This window comes from Rosenbergiella sp. YN46, from assembly GCF_036620675.1.
Classification (GTDB): domain Bacteria; phylum Pseudomonadota; class Gammaproteobacteria; order Enterobacterales; family Enterobacteriaceae; genus Jejubacter.
In genome coordinates this window covers 49,126-65,287 of sequence record NZ_JAZHEE010000023.1, presented here as the reverse complement: position 1 = coordinate 65,287, position 16,162 = coordinate 49,126, and the positions used below count along the sequence as shown (strand labels likewise).

The 16,162-nt window shown below is 56.0% G+C and carries 17 protein-coding genes and 2 pseudogenes; 7 read left to right on the top strand and 12 right to left on the bottom strand.

Annotated elements, in window-relative coordinates; all coding sequences use genetic code 11:
• Window positions 1–549: 549 nt before the first annotated feature.
• The gene (locus V3W49_RS15725) at window positions 550–915 is read right to left on the bottom strand and encodes a hypothetical protein (protein WP_500146751.1); all 366 of its coding nucleotides are present in this window, start codon (window positions 913–915) and stop codon (window positions 550–552) included.
• A 97-nt stretch (window positions 916–1,012) separates the two neighbouring features.
• On the opposite strand from V3W49_RS15725, the pseudogene V3W49_RS15720 reads away from it, so the two are divergent.
• Window positions 1,013–1,354: pseudogene (locus tag V3W49_RS15720) on the top strand (winged helix-turn-helix transcriptional regulator); the annotation flags it as partial.
• Between the two features lie 219 nt (window positions 1,355–1,573).
• Here the strand turns inward: V3W49_RS15720 and V3W49_RS15715 are convergent.
• From V3W49_RS15715 to V3W49_RS15705, 3 genes and pseudogenes are all read right to left on the bottom strand, one after another.
• Complete coding sequence (locus V3W49_RS15715) at window positions 1,574–3,025, bottom strand: tagaturonate reductase (protein ID WP_500146750.1); 1,452 nt, start codon at window positions 3,023–3,025, stop codon at window positions 1,574–1,576.
• A 150-nt stretch (window positions 3,026–3,175) separates the two neighbouring features.
• A pseudogene (locus tag V3W49_RS15710) lies at window positions 3,176–4,131 on the bottom strand (sensor domain-containing diguanylate cyclase).
• Between the two features lie 61 nt (window positions 4,132–4,192).
• The gene (locus tag V3W49_RS15705) at window positions 4,193–4,561 is read right to left on the bottom strand and encodes a DUF4186 domain-containing protein (protein ID WP_500146749.1); all 369 of its coding nucleotides are present in this window, start codon (window positions 4,559–4,561) and stop codon (window positions 4,193–4,195) included.
• A 95-nt stretch (window positions 4,562–4,656) separates the two neighbouring features.
• Between V3W49_RS15705 and V3W49_RS15700 the strand changes: the two genes are divergently transcribed.
• Window positions 4,657–4,779, top strand: coding sequence for a hypothetical protein (locus V3W49_RS15700; RefSeq protein WP_500146748.1), 123 nt, complete (start codon window positions 4,657–4,659; stop codon window positions 4,777–4,779).
• A 66-nt stretch (window positions 4,780–4,845) separates the two neighbouring features.
• Here V3W49_RS15700 and sad read toward each other — a convergent pair whose 3' ends face one another.
• Window positions 4,846–6,240: a succinate-semialdehyde dehydrogenase gene (sad, locus tag V3W49_RS15695; protein ID WP_500146746.1), complete on the bottom strand. Its 1,395-nt coding sequence runs from the start codon at window positions 6,238–6,240 to the stop codon at window positions 4,846–4,848.
• A 105-nt stretch (window positions 6,241–6,345) separates the two neighbouring features.
• Here sad and ptrR point away from each other — a divergent pair, with 105 nt between their 5' ends.
• Entirely contained in the window at window positions 6,346–7,233 is an 888-nt protein-coding gene (gene ptrR / locus V3W49_RS15690; protein ID WP_500146745.1) for a putrescine utilization regulator PtrR, read from the top strand.
• Here ptrR and V3W49_RS15685 read toward each other — a convergent pair.
• The 4 genes from V3W49_RS15685 to V3W49_RS15670 all read right to left on the bottom strand — a co-directional run bounded on the left by V3W49_RS15685 (window position 7,178) and on the right by V3W49_RS15670 (window position 9,996).
• Window positions 7,178–7,669, bottom strand: a complete 492-nt coding sequence (locus tag V3W49_RS15685; RefSeq protein WP_500146743.1) for a GNAT family N-acetyltransferase — start codon at window positions 7,667–7,669, stop codon at window positions 7,178–7,180. The two genes, ptrR and V3W49_RS15685, sit on opposite strands and share 56 nt — an antisense overlap.
• A gap of 100 nt (window positions 7,670–7,769) precedes the next feature.
• Window positions 7,770–7,997 carry a thiosulfate utilization sulfurtransferase TsuB/YeeD gene (gene tsuB / locus V3W49_RS15680; RefSeq protein WP_500146742.1) on the bottom strand — a complete coding sequence of 76 codons (228 nt, stop codon included), beginning with the start codon at window positions 7,995–7,997 and terminating at the stop codon, window positions 7,770–7,772.
• Between the two features lie 24 nt (window positions 7,998–8,021).
• Window positions 8,022–9,077: a thiosulfate utilization transporter TsuA/YeeE gene (gene tsuA, locus V3W49_RS15675; protein WP_500146741.1), complete on the bottom strand. Its 1,056-nt coding sequence runs from the start codon at window positions 9,075–9,077 to the stop codon at window positions 8,022–8,024.
• 127 nt (window positions 9,078–9,204) lie between these two features.
• A complete protein-coding gene (locus V3W49_RS15670) occupies window positions 9,205–9,996 on the bottom strand; it encodes a PhzF family phenazine biosynthesis protein (protein ID WP_500146739.1) in 792 nt (263 codons plus the stop codon).
• A 185-nt stretch (window positions 9,997–10,181) separates the two neighbouring features.
• Between V3W49_RS15670 and V3W49_RS15665 the strand changes: the two genes are divergently transcribed.
• Window positions 10,182–11,378, top strand: a complete 1,197-nt coding sequence (locus tag V3W49_RS15665; RefSeq protein WP_500146737.1) for a sugar transporter — start codon at window positions 10,182–10,184, stop codon at window positions 11,376–11,378.
• Window positions 11,379–11,420: 42 nt separating this feature from the next.
• On the opposite strand, the gene V3W49_RS15660 is transcribed toward V3W49_RS15665, so the two are convergent.
• Window positions 11,421–12,152, bottom strand: coding sequence for an HPP family protein (locus V3W49_RS15660; RefSeq protein WP_500146736.1), 732 nt, complete (start codon window positions 12,150–12,152; stop codon window positions 11,421–11,423).
• A 98-nt stretch (window positions 12,153–12,250) separates the two neighbouring features.
• The gene (locus V3W49_RS15655; RefSeq protein WP_500146734.1) at window positions 12,251–12,895 is read right to left on the bottom strand and encodes a MarC family NAAT transporter; all 645 of its coding nucleotides are present in this window, start codon (window positions 12,893–12,895) and stop codon (window positions 12,251–12,253) included.
• Between the two features lie 270 nt (window positions 12,896–13,165).
• On the opposite strand from V3W49_RS15655, the gene marR reads away from it, so the two are divergent.
• The 3 genes from marR to V3W49_RS15640 all read left to right on the top strand — a co-directional run bounded on the left by marR (window position 13,166) and on the right by V3W49_RS15640 (window position 14,304).
• The gene (gene marR, locus V3W49_RS15650) at window positions 13,166–13,600 is read left to right on the top strand and encodes a multiple antibiotic resistance transcriptional regulator MarR (protein ID WP_500146732.1); all 435 of its coding nucleotides are present in this window, start codon (window positions 13,166–13,168) and stop codon (window positions 13,598–13,600) included.
• Window positions 13,601–13,625: 25 nt separating this feature from the next.
• On the top strand, window positions 13,626–14,036 hold the full coding sequence (gene marA / locus V3W49_RS15645) for an MDR efflux pump AcrAB transcriptional activator MarA (RefSeq protein WP_500146757.1): 411 nt from the start codon (window positions 13,626–13,628) through the stop codon (window positions 14,034–14,036).
• A 67-nt stretch (window positions 14,037–14,103) separates the two neighbouring features.
• A complete protein-coding gene (locus tag V3W49_RS15640) occupies window positions 14,104–14,304 on the top strand; it encodes a hypothetical protein (RefSeq protein ID WP_500146731.1) in 201 nt (66 codons plus the stop codon).
• A 42-nt stretch (window positions 14,305–14,346) separates the two neighbouring features.
• Here the strand turns inward: V3W49_RS15640 and V3W49_RS15635 are convergent, their stop codons facing one another.
• Entirely contained in the window at window positions 14,347–15,450 is a 1,104-nt protein-coding gene (locus V3W49_RS15635; RefSeq protein WP_500146729.1) for a cobalamin-independent methionine synthase II family protein, read from the bottom strand.
• Window positions 15,451–16,162 lie beyond the last annotated feature (712 nt).

The window sequence follows — 16,162 nt, the reverse complement described above, 5'->3', positions numbered from 1 at the left end:
ATTTTTTCCTGCGGTGTACGACGCCGACGCCGCTCAGGCCCTGATAACACTTCAACCATCTTATTATTCTGACTGGTGTTAAACATAGTTCCAAGACTACCTCTTATTTTAAGAGAGGCGAAGCGTCTGGTGATCTATGGGGCTAATCTACGTTGCCCTTCTGGTAATAGCAATTCGATATGACTGACTCATTTGTGCAGCAACACTATGTTGATAACGAATACAGTTCTCCTGCCAGATTCCAAAACCTGTTTCCAGATATCTAATTAAGTTAAAAAAATAATTTATCCTCTCTCGTTTTTCCGGCGCAAGGGATTTTAAAAGCTTTGCAACCAGTTTATCGTAATTTCTGCTGATTATTCTTTCCAGTGCTCGCAGATAATCCACTCTATTCAGGGCGAGCTCCAGATATTCCGAAATTTCCGGGCAGAGCACAATTCCATAAGTCTTGCCCACTGCAACGTATGTGCCATAAAGATATCGACCAGGGTAAAGGTCGGAATGAGCACTGCACGGACATCCCGCGCGTCATATCAGCGCCCGCGCAGCTCAACCCGGAACAGGCGCCGCAGAGCCGATGCGCCCTCCCTGGTGATAGTCACTTCGCGATTGCCGTGAGTGCGGGTTATCCAGCCCTTCTGTTGCAGCATCAACAGCAGCGCGGCGGCCCAGATGAAAACGGCGTTCGCTCCAGTCCAGACAGGCAGCGCAGGGTTTTCGCCGGGTCTGAGGATCGAGCATCACGCCCAGCCGTTGAAACTGGCGCTCGCCCTCTTCCGTTAGCGCGCTGCCCTGGGCGTCGATCCATGCCTGCTGTTCCATATAGCGGTAAATAGCCACCGCCGCTTCTCCCGCCAGGTGATCATAGCAGGTGCGGGCCTGGCGCAGTCGGGATGGGGTACGAGTTTCCGGCATCTGAAAGCGCTGCCTACTCTCCCCCTTATGCTGGGTACAGACTGACATCGGATAACGGCCGAATTCAATCAGGCACACCGATGATACCGGGGGTGAAATGGAGCAGGATCGGGAAGCCATACTGCAACTATCAAAAGTATTATGTGAACAGTTAAGCGACGATGATGGCGGCCTGAAGCGGGAAATTCTGACTCATGCGGGAAACCGATGGTCGCTGGGTATCGTGCATCTGCTGGGCACCGGGGGCCCTATGCGCCATGCTGAAATACGCCGCAATCTTAACGGCGTGACCCAAAGAATGCTGACGCGCACGTTACGCCAACTGGAGCGCGACGGGCTTATCTCGCGCCACGACTATCAGGAGAAAAGCCCCCGCGTGATCTACACGGTGACCGAACAGGGAAAAGAGATGCTTATTCGCATGATGCCGCTATGGCAGTGAATTATCGCCTCTGTCGACGATTTTCGGGCGGCCAGAGCGCGTTACGATAGTGTGGAACGCGTCTCTCCCTACCTGCCAGACTAAACTGTGCCCAGCGCCGATGTCCTGTGAAGGCTAAGAACAAAATCAAAAGTATGTTGTAACTAATGTACATTCCAGACTAAAAAGGCCAGGGCAAATAACCACGGCCTTTAATGTTGTTCTCGATCAGTCAGTTCAGCACAGCGGCGCTACTGCGTCGCGCATCCCTTTGTCGAGAATTGATTCCAGATCGGTGGCGACCTGCTCCACCAGCCCCGGCACCGCCAGCAGATCGCATTGCCAGTGCTCTTTGTCACTCAGTACCTGCTCCACCAGCGCCCGGGCGCTCAGCTGACCATCGCGATAAGCGGGCCACCACTGTCCGTAGCGTTCCAGCCAGTGGGCGTCATCCTGTAGCGGATAGCTTTCGCCGCCCCGCTCGCCCCGATAGAAGGCAATCAGCGCCGCCAGGGCGAAGGTCAACCGCGCTGGCAGTTTACCGTTAACCTGCCGGGCCGCCAGCAGCTGCGGCAGAATGCGGGTGCGGAACTTGGTCATACCGTTCAGGGCAATGGACAGCAGCTGATGGCGAATATAGGGGTTACGAAAACGCCCTGTCACCGCCTGGGCGAACGACAGCAGCTCCTCTTTGGGGAGATCCAGCACCGGAATAATTTCATCGCGAATCGCCTTTTCCACAAAGGCGCAGATCTGCACATCGCTCATCGCTTCACCCACGGTATCCAGACCGGCCATAAAGGCCACCGGCACCAGCGCGGTATGGGCGCCGTTGAGAATCGCCACCTTACGGGCCTTATACGGCTTGATGTCATCGACGATCAGGACGTTAAGCGCCAGTTTATCAAGCCGTAGCTCCTGTGCCAGCGACTTCGGCCCCTGAATCACAAACAGGTAGAAATGCTCGGCGGTATCCAGGAAGGTATCGTGATAGCCGAGCTGCTGCTCTATCTGTTCGGCTTCATCGCGCGGATAGCCGGTGACAATCCGGTCCACAAGTGTGGAACAGAAGGTGTTGGCGTCATTCAGCCACTGGATAAAACCTTCCGCCAGATTCCACTCCCGGGCGTAGCGCAATACCAGGTCGCGCAGCGCATCGCCGTTATAGTCAATCAGCTCACAGGGAATCATGATCCACCCTTTGTCCTGAGCGCCGTCGAAGTGGCTATAGCGTTCAAACAGCAGACGGGTCAGTTTGGCCGGGAAGCTTACCGCCGGAGCATCTTCAAAGCGATCGCCCGCGTGGTAGCTGATACCGGCTTCCGTGGTGTTAGAAAACACAAAGCGAATATCGGGATTGTGGGCCAGTTTCAGGTACTCGTCATACTGGCGATATACGTTGATTTCACGATTCACCGAACGAATCAGCCGCGCGTCGCTTACCGCTTCGCCCTGTTCGTTCAGACCGCGAATCAGCGTGGTATACAGGCCATCCTGCTCATTCAGGGACGGCGGAAAATCGCTATCGATGGGGCGGACAATGGTCACGCCGGCGTTAAGATCGGTGTGTTCGTTCAGCAGATCCAACTGCCAGTCAACGAAGGCGCGCAGGAAGTTGCCTTCGCCGAACTGAATAACGCGCTCAGGATAGCTGGCGCCGGGAAAATCACGACGATTCAGAGACTTCACAATCTAGTTCCTTACCTGATAAAGCGGCCTGAAAAGGCGCTGTCAATAACCTGACCTCAAAATAGCAAACAAGGATAATCTGAAACCCCGTTTCGATCAAAGTGAGTTTATATTTTCAATTTTATTTAAAAAACTGTGACCGGGCCTGAACTAACGGGCCAAATGGCGTGATTTCTTCATCTGATACATACGCCGATCCGCCACCTGTAGCAGCGAGCGCAGCGAAGAATGGCGCAGAGGATCGTACTGAGACATTCCCCACGAAAAGCGTAACTGCCAGGGCTGACCGCTGGTTTGATTAAACTGGTTCACTTTATGCTCTAATGCCTCAATCGCCTTACGGGCGCCGGTCAGAGAGCTGTCGGTAAACAGGATACTGAATTCATCCCCGCCGCGACGCCCGATGACATCATCTTCACGAAAGCTCTGCTTCATTAGCACGGACATGACGCTCAGCGCTTTATCCCCCGCATCATGTCCCCAGGCATCGTTAATCAGTTTAAAGTCGTCGAGATCGATAAAGCACAGGCAGGCAGGTTTCGCACGCCGTCTGGCTCCCGCCAGCGCATAAGCGGCCAGCTCGTCAAAGCCGCGGCGATTGGCAAGACCGGTCAGTTCATCCAGTCGCACCTCAGTCAGTACTGCGAAGCTGTCTTCTACGATAGCAGCCAGATCCTGCAGTAGCACCGGGAAAGCTCGCGCGGACGGGTATCGCTGATACACAACGCCCCTATGGCAAAACCATCCGGCATATGCACCGGACAACCGGCGTAAAAACGCAGCCCCTGCTGAGTTACCGCTGGTGCATCATGAAAACGCAAATCTTCCAGCAGATCGCTGATAATCATCGGCGTGCTCTGCAAGATTACGTGGGAACACAGCGAGGTGCCGCGATCCCACTTATCTGGCGTAATGCCAATGCAGGAGTGCGGCAAGAGCCTGTCGGCATCCACCAGATTCAGCATGGCAACGGGAACGTCAAAGATACGTTGCGCCATACGTGTCAGGCGATCGAATCGTTCGGAAGGCCCTGACTCCGGCAGGCCGGAAGCATGGAGCGCCTGAAGGCGGTCTTCTTCGTTATCTGGCTTATCGGCAATTTTCATGGCGTTCTTTGTCCTGGAAATCTGAAGGCCAGCATAACCTATTCTGTACCCGCGTGGGCGCTTAACGCCCCGGAGTATCGTTCATTTGCGTCACCAGCCAGCGCCAGATAATGGCCAGTACGTAGCGCTGCTGCTCTTCGTTTAGCGCTTGTCCGGCGGCGATACCGTGCCATTTGGCCAGGCAACCGCGACAGCAGGTGGCTGTGGCGTGTTGGGCGATAAAAACCGGATGCCCACGCATGGGCGTCTGTTTACCGTCATTGGGCGGCCAGGCGCACGCCAGGCGGGTAGTGATAAAATCGATAGCGTGGCGCTCGATAACCGATGCCCCTTTATCAAGACAGTACTGACGCTCTTTAGGCCCCAGCCGGAAACGGCTGCGGAAACGGGAACGAGCCAGCCGTTCGAACAGTGCGTCGGTGTTATTCATGATACTTCCTCCTCTCGCGTATTCCCCGGTGCGGAATTTAGCTTCCGTTTAACCTTTTTCCCCTAAAGTTAATCGGGTAACCGCTGGAGAATGGCATGCGCAAACGGGGTATCAGAGAGTTCATTATCATCGGTGCAATTATGAGTTTTATTAGCGTGACGATAAGCAGCGTAGCGATGCTGCTGTTCGCCGCGTTCAGCGCCAGGTTCCTGCTTTAGCTGCCGCTGGCGAAACGCGGAGCGCAGTATACGCTCCACGTTAAGCGTGCGCCATGCGCAGAAAGGCTAGCGACGATCTTTCCACACGGTCTGTACATTACAGAACTCATACAGGCCAAAATGGGACAGTTCGCGACCAAATCCGCTCTTTTTCACCCCGCCAAAAGGCACCCTGGCATCACTGGCGCAGTAACCGTTGATAAACACGCCACCGCACTCCAGGCGCGCGGCCATATCGCTGGCCAGCGCTTCGTCGGCGGTGTACAGCGTGGCCGAAAGCCCGAATTCGCTGGCGTTAGCAAGTTCAAGAGCATGCTCAGTGTCCCGGGCCACGGTAATGGCCGCCACCGGGCCAAACAGCTCCTGGCGGAATGCGGTCATTTCCGGCGTGACGTTACCCAGCACCGTCGGCGCATAGTAGTTGCCAGCCCCTTCCACCTTGTGGCCGCCCAGCAGTAGTTCAGCCCCCTGGGTTATGGAGTCCTCAACCTGCTGATGCAGTTCGTCGCGCAGATCGTAGCGCGCCATCGGCCCCAGCACGTTCTCTTCATCACTCGGGGAGCCCATACGCAGCCGGGCCACCTCGGCCACGAATTTACGGGTAAAGGCTTCAGCAACGCCCTGCTCGACAATGAAACGCTTGGCGGCGGCGCAAACCTGCCCGGTATTCTGATAACGTCCCGCCACGGCGGCTTTTACTGCCTCATCAATATCCGCATCGTTCAGAACGATAAAGGGATCGCTGCCGCCCAGCTCCAGAACGCACTTCTTCAGCGCAGCGCCGGCCTGAGCCCCGATAGCCGCTCCGGCGCGTACGCTGCCGGTCACCGCTACGGCAGCGATACGATCGTCGGCGATCGCCTGGCTTACCCCTTCAGGAGTGGCGTTAACCACCGCAAAAGCGCCGGCCGGGATCCGGGCATCGCGAAACAGTTCTTCAATCAGCCAGGCGCAACCCATTACCGAAGGCGCATGCTTCAGCAGATAGCTGTTGCCCGCCAGCAGAATCGGCACCGCGCCGCGCAGCACCTGCCACAGCGGAAAGTTCCAGGGCATCACCGCCAGCACCGGCCCCAGCGGGCGAAACTCCACTACGGCTTTATTCTGTTCCACCTGGGTCGGCTGCTGACTCAGCATCGCCGGCCCGTGTTCAGCATACCAGTCGCACAGGGCCGCAGACTTATTTACCTCTCCCCGGGCCTGAGTAATGGGTTTACCCATTTCGGCGCTAATCAGCTGCGCCATCTCTTCGCCGCGATGACGTAACGCGGCCCCCAGACGACGCAGAGCGTCCGCCCGCTCGGCAAGCGATACGTCGCGCCACTGGCGATAGCCCTGATAGACCCGTTCGATGGCTTTATCAACGGCCACGCTATCGGCCCAGGGCCAGGCGCCAATCTGCTCACCGGTAGCCGGATTAATGGAAATCGCATGGGTTGCAGGTGAAAACGTATGCGTCATTTCTGTTCTCCACGATTTTTATCGAATGTGGGTTAAGCATGCCATTGTACAATGGTCGATAAAACTGAATAATATTAACTCGAACTTTCACAATATGAGAAAGCTATGGATCTGACCCAGCTTGAGATGTTTAACGCCGTGGCAGAAGAAGGCAGCATCAGCGCCGCCGCCCGGCGGGTACACCGCGTGCCCTCTAACCTGACCACCCGTATTCGCCAGCTGGAAGCGGATCTCGGCACTGAGCTGTTTATCCGCGAAAATCAGCGTCTGCGGCTTTCCCCCGCCGGGCATAGTTTTCTTACCTACAGCCGGCAGATTCTGGGTCTGGTGGCCGAAGCCCGCACGGTGGTTTCCGGAGATGAGCCACAGGGAAGGCTGGCGCTGGGGGCACTGGAAAGTACCGCGGCGGTGCGCATTCCGGGTATTCTGGCGGAATTTAACCAGCGCTATCCGCGCATTCAGTTAGATCTCAGCACCGGCCCGTCGGGCGGAATGATCGACAGCGTGCTGGACGGCAGTCTGGCCGCCGCTTTTGTCGACGGCCCCCTGCTGCACCCGGCGCTGGAAGGGGTTCCGGTATTCGATGAAGAGATGGTGGTGATCGCCCCTGCCGGTCATCCCCCTATTTCCCGGGCCCGGGACGTTAACGGCGCCAGTATTTACGCCTTTCGCGCCAACTGCTCCTACCGGCGCCATTTTGAAAGCTGGTTTCATGAGGATGGCGCCATGCCTGGAAAAATCCATGAGATGGAATCCTATCACGGTATGCTGGCCTGCGTGATTGCCGGCGCCGGGCTGGCGCTGATGCCGCTCAGCATGCTGGAAAGCATGCCTGGCAGCCATCAGGTATCGCGCTGGGCACTCACCACGCCGTGGCGCACGCTAACCACCTGGCTTATCTGGCGTCGCGGCGCCAGAACGCCGCAGCTTGACGCCTTTAGCAGCCTGTTGCCGAAGCGCGAAGCCTCTCATCCGCTCGATCCTGAATCCTAAGCGCCTTTTCCATGAGCGCTTCCGGGCCATCGTTGATAAAACGGTAACCGTTACGCAAATAAAGCGTGACGGCACCGTGCTGACGACTCACCGCCGTTAGCCTGAGCCGACAGCATCCCTCACTCAATGCCTGCTGTTCCAGCGCCTCCAGCAGGCGCTCCCCCAGGCGGTGTCCGCGATGCTCGGGGTCAATCCAGATACTTTTCAGCTCACCGCCGCCCCGCGGCTTCAGTTCAACGGCGCCGCAGCCCACCGCCGCGCCGCCAGCCGTGCGAATCATCATAAAAATCAGCTCTGATTCGGGAATGGCGTCCAGCTTCAGGGGGGTGAAGCGCGCCATTTCGTTGGGATACAGACGTCGGTGCCAGTTATCCAGCGCTTCAGTCAGGCTGCGGGCGATGCGCTGGCGCGCGCTCTCTCGCGTTATCTTATACAACGATTGCCTCCACGTTATCATGTTATTTTGTGAGCAGGTGAAGCAATAAAAAAGCCGGGTAAGGCAGCGCCCTTCCCGGCCGGTGAAAAAAGTGACAATGTCACCCTTTCTTTACGGTGATGGTCCAGCTGGCATCGCCTACCTGCTGATAGTCAGAGATGGTGTGGCCGTCCTCGGCCGCCCACTGCGGTATGCTTTCCGTCGCCTGGGTACAGTCGAAATCAATCACCAGTTCGTCGCCGCTTTGCAGCTCCGCCATGGCGGCTTTGGCTTCAATCAGCGGAAACGGACATACCAGGCTGACTACATCGAGTTTTTTAACCGTCATCGTAACTCCTTACTTAAAAATAGATCAGGCAGAAGCGGTCTGCAGACGCGCTTTGCGTTGCGGGCGTACGAACAGGAACCAGGAGGCGGTCCAGACGCCCAGAATCATAAAGACCAGTCCCACCCAGCCCTGCCAGGTCATCATAGCGGTCATGACCAGACCGTTGCCAATGGAGCAGCCGCCGGCAATACTGGCGCCAAAACCCATCAGTATGCCGCCACCGAAGCTGCGCACCGAGGTACGGGCATCGGCTGCGCGCAGGCGAAATTCGCGGCTGGCCTTCGCGGCAATAAACGAGCCCAGAAAGATCCCCAGCACCAGGAAAACGCCCCAGTTCAGGAATTTACTGTCACCCATCACCAGGTACTGGATGATATTGGCGCTTGGTGAGGTGATCCCCAGACCAAAATGGCGGCCGGTGGCTTCGCTCAGGGGCCAGGCCAGGGTGGCGATCAGACCGATCAGAATCGCTGTAACAAACGGATGCCAGCGTTTTTCAAACAGCAGGTGCGCCAGACCGCTACGCTTAGGCGGCAGCATCGCCATTTTCAGCTTCGGCTTGCGCAACTCTTTCACTACCAGCGCCAGAGTGACGAGCGCCAGCAGCGCGATCAGCAGCCATACCGAAATACCAAAGGTTTCAGCGATGGAATTGTGGGCGGTATTCAGCCCCCTGACCTGATGGTTAAAGTCCGTCAGGTGCGCCGAGCGCATCACCGCGCTGGTAAGCATATAGGCGAACAGCGCTATCCAGCTACCCAGCAGCCCTTCCCCGGCGCGATACCAGGTGCCGGTAGCGCAGCCGCCCGCCATAACGATGCCGATACCAAAAACGTATCCGCCGAAGATGGTGCCAAACCAGGGAAAAGCGCCTGCGTCATAGCTCAGCAAGCCGCCGGAAATCAGGGTAAACACTCCGATACTCTGCACGGCTATCGCTATCAGAAGCGCGTAGAAGATGCGGTTGTTCTTCGCAATGTACATGTCGCGAAAACCGCCGGTCAGACAGAAACGACCGCGCTGCATCACAACACCCAGCAGCGCGCCGCAGATCAGCCCGGAAAAGATCGTATACCACATAAAAAATCGCCATTTGCTGTTATTCCGCTAGTCGTGAAATTATTTCGCGTGTCACCATTACGGGGCCAATAACCAAAGGCGATAACATATGTTTTTTGAGAATTAGCTAGATATTCATAGAATTAGGTTACAGAAAAACCTTACCCATAATATAGGTACGCGCCTGTCCACCGATTTTTACCCGCTCTCCCTGCCATTCACAGCGCAGATCGCCGCCCCGCTGCGACACCTGGCGGGCGCGCATCCGGGTTTTGCCCAGCTTCTCTCCCCACCAGGGAATCAGCAGGGTATGGGCCGAACCGGTCACCGGATCCTCCGGAATCGTCACCTCCGGGCTAAAGAAACGGCTGACAAAGTCATACTCGCTATCTGCCGCCGTCACGCACACCTTATTCAGCCCTGTGATTTGCCGCATCAGGGCGAAATCCGGCTGTAGCGCTTCAACCTGCTGGCGACTTTCCAACTCCACCAGCCAGCACTTTCCTTTACTGACCGAGCGAGCCTGCTCGATGCCCAGCGCCTTAAGCAGCGTTCGGGGCGGCGCTTCGGGCGTGCAATGACGAGCTGGCAGATCCAGGGTCAGCCATTCGCCATTACGGGTAACCTGAAGTTCGCCCACAAAACGGGTACTGAAGCGAATGGTCGTTTCCGGCCAGTCAAGATATTCAAAGATCACGTGGGCCGCGGCCAGGGTGGCGTGGCCGCACAGATCGATTTCCGCATGGGTAGTGAACCAGCGCAGTTCAAAGCCTTCGTCGCTGCGCACCAGAAAAGCGGTCTCCGACTGATTATGCTGCCGCGCCATCTGTAACATCACCTCATCCGCCAGCCAGTCGGTCAACGGGCAAACTGCCGCCGCATTGCCGCCAAACGGCCGGTCACTGAACGCATCAACCAGCCAGAAATCAATCGCCTGCATAACTTACATCCTCGATATATTGATTCCTCAGTTATTAACATGCCGTCAGTAACCGTACCAGGATGAACGTCATCATTGTAAAGAAATGAGAGTTGCGTCACAAAACCATTGTATTTTGCCCGAGCGAGGTTTTAAGATCGGCGCCTTTCTTCCTCCTTTCAGATGAACAGACGCAAAACACTCTTATGACGGCAAACACAGTCTCCCGCAAAGTCGCGTGGCTGCGCGTTGTGACGCTCGCCATCGCCGCATTTATCTTCAACACCACGGAGTTTGCGCCCGTGGGCCTGCTGTCGGATATCGCGCAGAGTTTCAATATGCAGACCGCTCAGGTGGGCATTATGCTGACCATCTATGCGTGGGTGGTGGCGCTATTGTCGCTGCCGTTTATGCTGCTGACGGCGAAGTTTGAGCGGCGCGGACTGCTGATTGGCCTGTTTATGGTTTTCGTCGCGAGCCACCTGCTCTCTTATCTAGCCTGGAACTTCCAGATACTGGTGCTGAGTCGCATCGGCATCGCCTGCGCCCACGCTATTTTCTGGTCGATTACCGCTTCGCTGGCGATCCGTATGGCGCCGCACGGTAAGCGCGCCCAGGCACTGAGTCTTATCGCCACCGGTACCGCGCTGGCGATGGTGCTGGGTCTGCCGCTGGGCCGTATGGTGGGTCAGTATCTGGGCTGGCGCATGACTTTCCTGGGTATCGGTATGGTGGCGTTGCTGACGCTACTGAGCCTGATGAAGCTGCTGCCCAGGCTTCCCAGCGAGCATTCCGGCTCGCTTAAGAGTCTGCCGGCGCTGTTCCGTCGCCCGGCGCTGGTGGGCATCTACCTGCTGGTCGCCGTAGTGGTGACCGCCCATTACACCGCTTACAGCTATATTGAGCCCTTTGTGATGGCGGTCGCCGGTTTCAGCGCCGGATTCGCCACCGTACTGTTGCTGATTCTGGGCGGAGCCGGAATCATCGGCAGTATTATTTTCAGCAAGCTGGGCAACCTTCATGCCTCAACCCTGGTCAGCGGCGCTATCGCCATGCTACTGGTTTGCCTGATGTTGCTGTATCCGGCCTCCGGCAGCAGCAATGGGCTTATCGCGCTTAGCCTGTTCTGGGGAATTGCGATGATGGTGATTGGTCTGGGCATGCAGGTGAAAGTGCTGGCGCTGGCACCGGATGCCACCGATGTCGCGATGGCCCTGTTTTCCGGCATCTTTAATATTGGTATCGGCGCGGGCGCGCTGGTGGGGAATCAGGTCAGTCTGCATCTGTCGATGGCGGATATCGGCTATGTGGGCGCCATCCCGGCCCTGGCGGCGCTGGTCTGGTCGCTGGTGGTCTTCCGTCGCTGGCCCAACGCGCTGGAAGAACAGCCCCACCACTCCTGACGCGCACGTTTTCCCATCGGCAACCACCGATGGGAAAACACCTCAACTCCGCCGCGCTTCCGACTTCCGCATAGCCGCTTTTTGCTCAATTTTCTCCAGCAACTCCTGAACGTCATCCTCGTCAATATCCAGAAACTGACCGTCGAGTAGCGCGGCATGGATATCTTCGCGGGTCACGGACATTCCCAGCGGCATCCCCCGGCTTTTAACCTCTTCTTCGGCCAGCGGATGCGGATAACGGCGCCCCACCAGATTGTTAAAGACAATGGCCAGCGCTGCCAGCATCAGAGAATTCAGCAGTACTGGCGTCAGGACGAAGTGATAACCCTGATGCGCAACCTCGGCGCCGCCCAGAATAGCCGTTAGCGCCACCGCACCGCCAGGCGGATGCAGGCAGCGCAAAAAATACATCGCAGCAATGGAAAGACCGGCCGCCAGACCGCAGGCCAGCGCCGTATCAGGCACCAGAATCCCCACAGAGACGCCGATCATCGCAGACAGGACATTACCCCCGACAATGGACCATGGCTGGGCCAGAGGACTTGCCGGAACGCCAAACAGCAGTACGGCTGAAGCCCCCATTGGCGCAATAAACCACAGATTAACTTCGCCGAGCAGCCAGTGGCTGAACATGCCGGTTACCGCCAGCCCGCTACCCGCACCAACGGAACAGAGAAGGATATGTTTTCTGGCTACCGGCAGGGCGTGAGGTTTCAGGCGGCCAAGAAAAATACGGATCCGCGAAAACAGGGATGCGGGAAGAGTGGTTAACATGGTACTGCTCATTCAGGTCATACAAGGAGAATATTTCATTCTCATCATTTAACCTTTCATTAACAACCCTGTTTTTATTGTGCCTGCCGCCCTCGCCCTTAATGGTACTGAGAAACTATCTCCAGCACGCCGTTAATAATAAACTGCACGCCCATGCAGACCAGCAAAAAGCCCATCAGACGAGAAATAGCCTCAATGCCGTCTTTACCCACCAGCCGCATAATAGCCCCTGAACTGCGCAGGCAGGCCCACAATATCAGGCTGACACACAGGAAAATCAGTACCGGCGACACCAGAATCACCCAGTCCGGAAAGTCGATGCCGTGTTTTACGGTAGAGGCTGAACTGATAATCATCGCGATGGTACCCGGCCCCGCCGTACTTGGCATGGCCAGCGGTACAAAAGCGATATTTGCTGCCTTTGGGGGCTCTTCTTCATCCTTTCTGGCGACTACAGGCGCCGGAAACAACATTCGAAAACCGATAAAGGCCACAATTAAGCCACCGGCAATACGCAGACCAGGTATTGAGATCCCGAAAGTGCTCATTACCAGCTGACCGGCATACCAGGCCACCATCATAATGGCAAAAACATAGACGGAAGCCATCAGCGACTGACGGTTACGCTCCTCGCTGTTCATCCCGCCCGAAAGCCCAAGAAACAGCGCAACGGAAGTCAAAGGGTTGGCCAGCGGCAGCAACACCACCAGCCCAAGGCTAACGGCTTTAAACAAATCCAGCATCGTCACTCCTTATTAACGATCCGATCGGAAAACCGGCCCGAGTATATGGACAAATCGCCGGTCAGACCAGCGAATATCTGTCAGTAAAAGTAAGGTATTAACCGGCTATTCTGGCCGCAATGACTGGCATGAAGATACATTCAGACATATTTTTTTATATTCACGAAACGCTTTAGCAGAAAGTGTTATCGCCCACTTTAAGTTAGTTGACTTACTCTTGCCCGGGCAATAATATCTCACGTGACTAATGTACTTGCCTGGGCAACTATCTTGAATGAATCGAGCGATCTGTTTAATCAAATCGTCCCTCTGGGACGTCTGATCACGCTGGCTAACCAGCATAAAGACCGCTTGTTGAATGATTACCTGTCTCCACTGGGTATTACGGCATCGCAGTTTAGAGTGTTGTGTACTATTCACTGCGAAGTCAGTGCCACACCGGTGGAGTTAAAAAAGAGATTATCGGTGGATCTGGGTGCCCTGACCCGAATGCTCGACCGCCTCACCTGCAAGGGCTGGATTGAGCGTCTGCCGAATCCCCATGACAAACGCGGCGTGCTGATTCGCCTCACGCCCACCGGCGCTGAGCTGTGCGAGCGTTGTCATCAGCTTGTAGGGCAAAGCCTGCACCAGGAATTAACAAGAAATCTTACGGCGGATGAGGTGGTTCATCTTGAATGCCTGCTCAAGAAGATTCTGCCGTAAAAGTATAATTATATGAGGTGAGATGATGTCCAGACGCAATAATGATGCGGTTACGATTCATAGCATTTTGGACTGGATTGAAGACAACCTGGAGTCCCCGCTTTCGCTGGATAAAGTTTCCGAGCGTTCCGGTTACTCCAAATGGCACTTACAGAGGATGTTTAAGAAAGAAACCGGCCATTCGCTGGGTCAGTATATCCGCAATCGCAAATTGACTGAGATTGCCCAGAAGCTAAAAGAAAGCGATGAGCCGATTCTCTACCTGGCCGAACGCTATGGTTTTGAATCCCAGCAGACGTTGACCCGTACGTTTAAAAATTATTTTTCCGTACCGCCCCATAAGTATCGCGTGACCAATATGCAAGGCGAGTCCCGGTATCTTTATCCGCTGAATCACTACCACAGCGGCTATGGCTACAACGGTTGTAATAGTTAGGCCCGTCGGCAGGCTCTTCACGCCTGCCTGAACCTATTAAGCCCGCACCGGGCGAGTCAGGAAGCCAATGAAACCTATATTGACCCTGGCCGCGCTGCTGACAACCTTTCCCTTTGGCGCGCTGGCCGACCCCTGTCTGCCACAACCACAGACATCACGTAATGCGATGATTATGCCCGGCCATATTCCCTGGGAAGGTATGGATCCAGGCGCAGGCCGCGATAATCCGGCTCAGCTGGACATGCCGCTGTACCATATCCAGCCCTGAGTTATACCACTACTGGCCCGGCGCAGACCGGGCCGCTCCCGTTTACCAGACTTCTCCCGCCAGGCGGGTCACCAGCCGGACTTTATCCCACTGTTGCCCTTCGCTCAGGCTATTGCCCTCTTCAGTGGAGGCAAAACCACACTGCGGGCTCAGGCAGATCTGATTGATATCAACATATTGCGCCGCTTCCTGCAGGCGCGCCTTCACGCCTTGCGGATTTTCCAGCTCGCCGTTCTTGGTGGTGATAAGCCCCAGTACCACCTGCTGATTGCCGGGACGAATATGGCGCAGCGGGCTGAAATCCCCGGAGCGATCGTTATCGTATTCCAGGAAAAAGGCGTCGATATTGACGGTGCCGAATAGCACTTCCGCCACCGGCTCATAGCCCCCTTCGGAGATCCAGGTGGAGCGGAAATTGCCGCGGCATACATGAAGCCCGACCGTCAGATCCTGAGGTTTACCTTCCAGCGCCTTATTCAGAACCCGGGCATAGGTACGCGCCAGTTCGTCGGGGTCATCGCCACGCTCCCGCACCAGACGACGCTGTTCGTCGGAGCACAAATAGGCCCAGACGGTATCATCAAGTTGCAGGTAACGGCAGCCCGCGTCGTAAAAAGCGCGAATGGCGTCGCGCCAGGCGATGGCCAGATCGTCGAAGTACGCGTCCAGCTCCGGATAAACGGTACGGTCGATGGTTTCGCGACCACCGCGGAAGTGCAGGACGCTGGGGCTGGGAATCGTCATTTTTGGGCAGGCATCACCGCTGATGCTCTTCAGATAGCGAAAATCCTCCAGCATCGGGTGATCGCCGAATTTCACCCGTCCCACCACCCGAATACCGCGAGCTTTGGTCTGCACGCCGTTAAACTGGATGCCGTGCTCGGTCTCGAAGGGTTCCGTGCCTTCCAGCCCGTCGAAGAAGTCAAAATGCCACCAGGCACGACGGAATTCACCATCAGTAACCACATGCAGACCGCAGGCACACTGTTGCTGTACCACATCGCGGATCGCCTCATCTTCCACTTTGCGCAGCGCGGCGGCGTCGATCTCCCCGGCGGCAAACTGCTCACGAGCGCGTTTAATGCTGTCCGGACGTAAAAAACTCCCCACCACATCGGCGCGGAACGGTGCCTGTTGTCGTTGCATGCTGCTCTCCTCTCCCGGTAGTTCAGCCGGGTGATAATTGTCGTATTGAATTTTTAGCCATCTGGATGGCTGCATGTCCGAAACAATGACAGCAGAATGCCTGTGATGCAAACGAGGAAAATTCATCAACCATGAAAAAAATTCATTCTGAGCCCGAACATAGTTCGTTAGCTGACGAAACCCGCTACGCTGGCGCCGGTTAATCACTCACGGGGAATTAAGAATGTCTGCTGAACGACAGCTGATACCAGGGCCGGGCGTCGTCTTCACCACCGCCAGCCTGGCCTGACCGTCGGATTGTGGTGGCTCGACGCGCTGAATCCCGAAGATATTCCCCCCTCGCTGCTGGCAGTCGCGGCAGCGCTGGTGGGAAAGGCTGCGTCAGCGTATCAGTCCGTTTGTTCCGTCGCCTGTTCTTCTGACGCTGTTACAAATGCTCGTCAGGGCGCTATAGGGAGCATTTCCTTACCATCGGCTGCGTCATCTTCACGCAATTCAGCGTTTGCCTGAGTTGAATAAATGCCATCGATCAAAATGAGTTAATACGGCGGGGGCTGTTTATCGGGTAAAGTGCAAAAGAGGAAATAATACCGGGAAACAGCCATATATTTCTGGCCTATACGGCCGCCGGGCGAAAAAAAACCGCCAGCGACTGGCGGTTCAAGCTTGCATGGATAGATCGTTTTATTTTCTGGGTATTTATACGCCACGC

What these genes read in the sequence shown, in the direction of transcription:
- V3W49_RS15725 (WP_500146751.1), bottom strand. Translation starts at nt 915, where the DNA reads ATGCCGGAAACTCGTACCCCATCCCGACTGCGCCAGGCCCGCACCTGC.
- V3W49_RS15705 (WP_500146749.1), bottom strand. Translation starts at nt 4,561, where the DNA reads ATGAATAACACCGACGCACTGTTCGAACGGCTGGCTCGTTCCCGTTTC.
- V3W49_RS15700 (WP_500146748.1), top strand. Translation starts at nt 4,657, where the DNA reads ATGCGCAAACGGGGTATCAGAGAGTTCATTATCATCGGTGCAATTATG.
- sad (WP_500146746.1), bottom strand. Translation starts at nt 6,240, where the DNA reads ATGACGCATACGTTTTCACCTGCAACCCATGCGATTTCCATTAATCCG.
- ptrR (WP_500146745.1), top strand. Translation starts at nt 6,346, where the DNA reads ATGGATCTGACCCAGCTTGAGATGTTTAACGCCGTGGCAGAAGAAGGC.
- tsuB (WP_500146742.1), bottom strand. Translation starts at nt 7,997, where the DNA reads ATGACGGTTAAAAAACTCGATGTAGTCAGCCTGGTATGTCCGTTTCCG.
- tsuA (WP_500146741.1), bottom strand. Translation starts at nt 9,077, where the DNA reads ATGTGGTATACGATCTTTTCCGGGCTGATCTGCGGCGCGCTGCTGGGT.
- V3W49_RS15670 (WP_500146739.1), bottom strand. Translation starts at nt 9,996, where the DNA reads ATGCAGGCGATTGATTTCTGGCTGGTTGATGCGTTCAGTGACCGGCCG.
- V3W49_RS15665 (WP_500146737.1), top strand. Translation starts at nt 10,182, where the DNA reads ATGACGGCAAACACAGTCTCCCGCAAAGTCGCGTGGCTGCGCGTTGTG.
- V3W49_RS15660 (WP_500146736.1), bottom strand. Translation starts at nt 12,152, where the DNA reads ATGTTAACCACTCTTCCCGCATCCCTGTTTTCGCGGATCCGTATTTTT.
- V3W49_RS15655 (WP_500146734.1), bottom strand. Translation starts at nt 12,895, where the DNA reads ATGCTGGATTTGTTTAAAGCCGTTAGCCTTGGGCTGGTGGTGTTGCTG.
- marA (WP_500146757.1), top strand. Translation starts at nt 13,626, where the DNA reads ATGTCCAGACGCAATAATGATGCGGTTACGATTCATAGCATTTTGGAC.
- V3W49_RS15640 (WP_500146731.1), top strand. Translation starts at nt 14,104, where the DNA reads ATGAAACCTATATTGACCCTGGCCGCGCTGCTGACAACCTTTCCCTTT.
- V3W49_RS15635 (WP_500146729.1), bottom strand. Translation starts at nt 15,450, where the DNA reads ATGCAACGACAACAGGCACCGTTCCGCGCCGATGTGGTGGGGAGTTTT.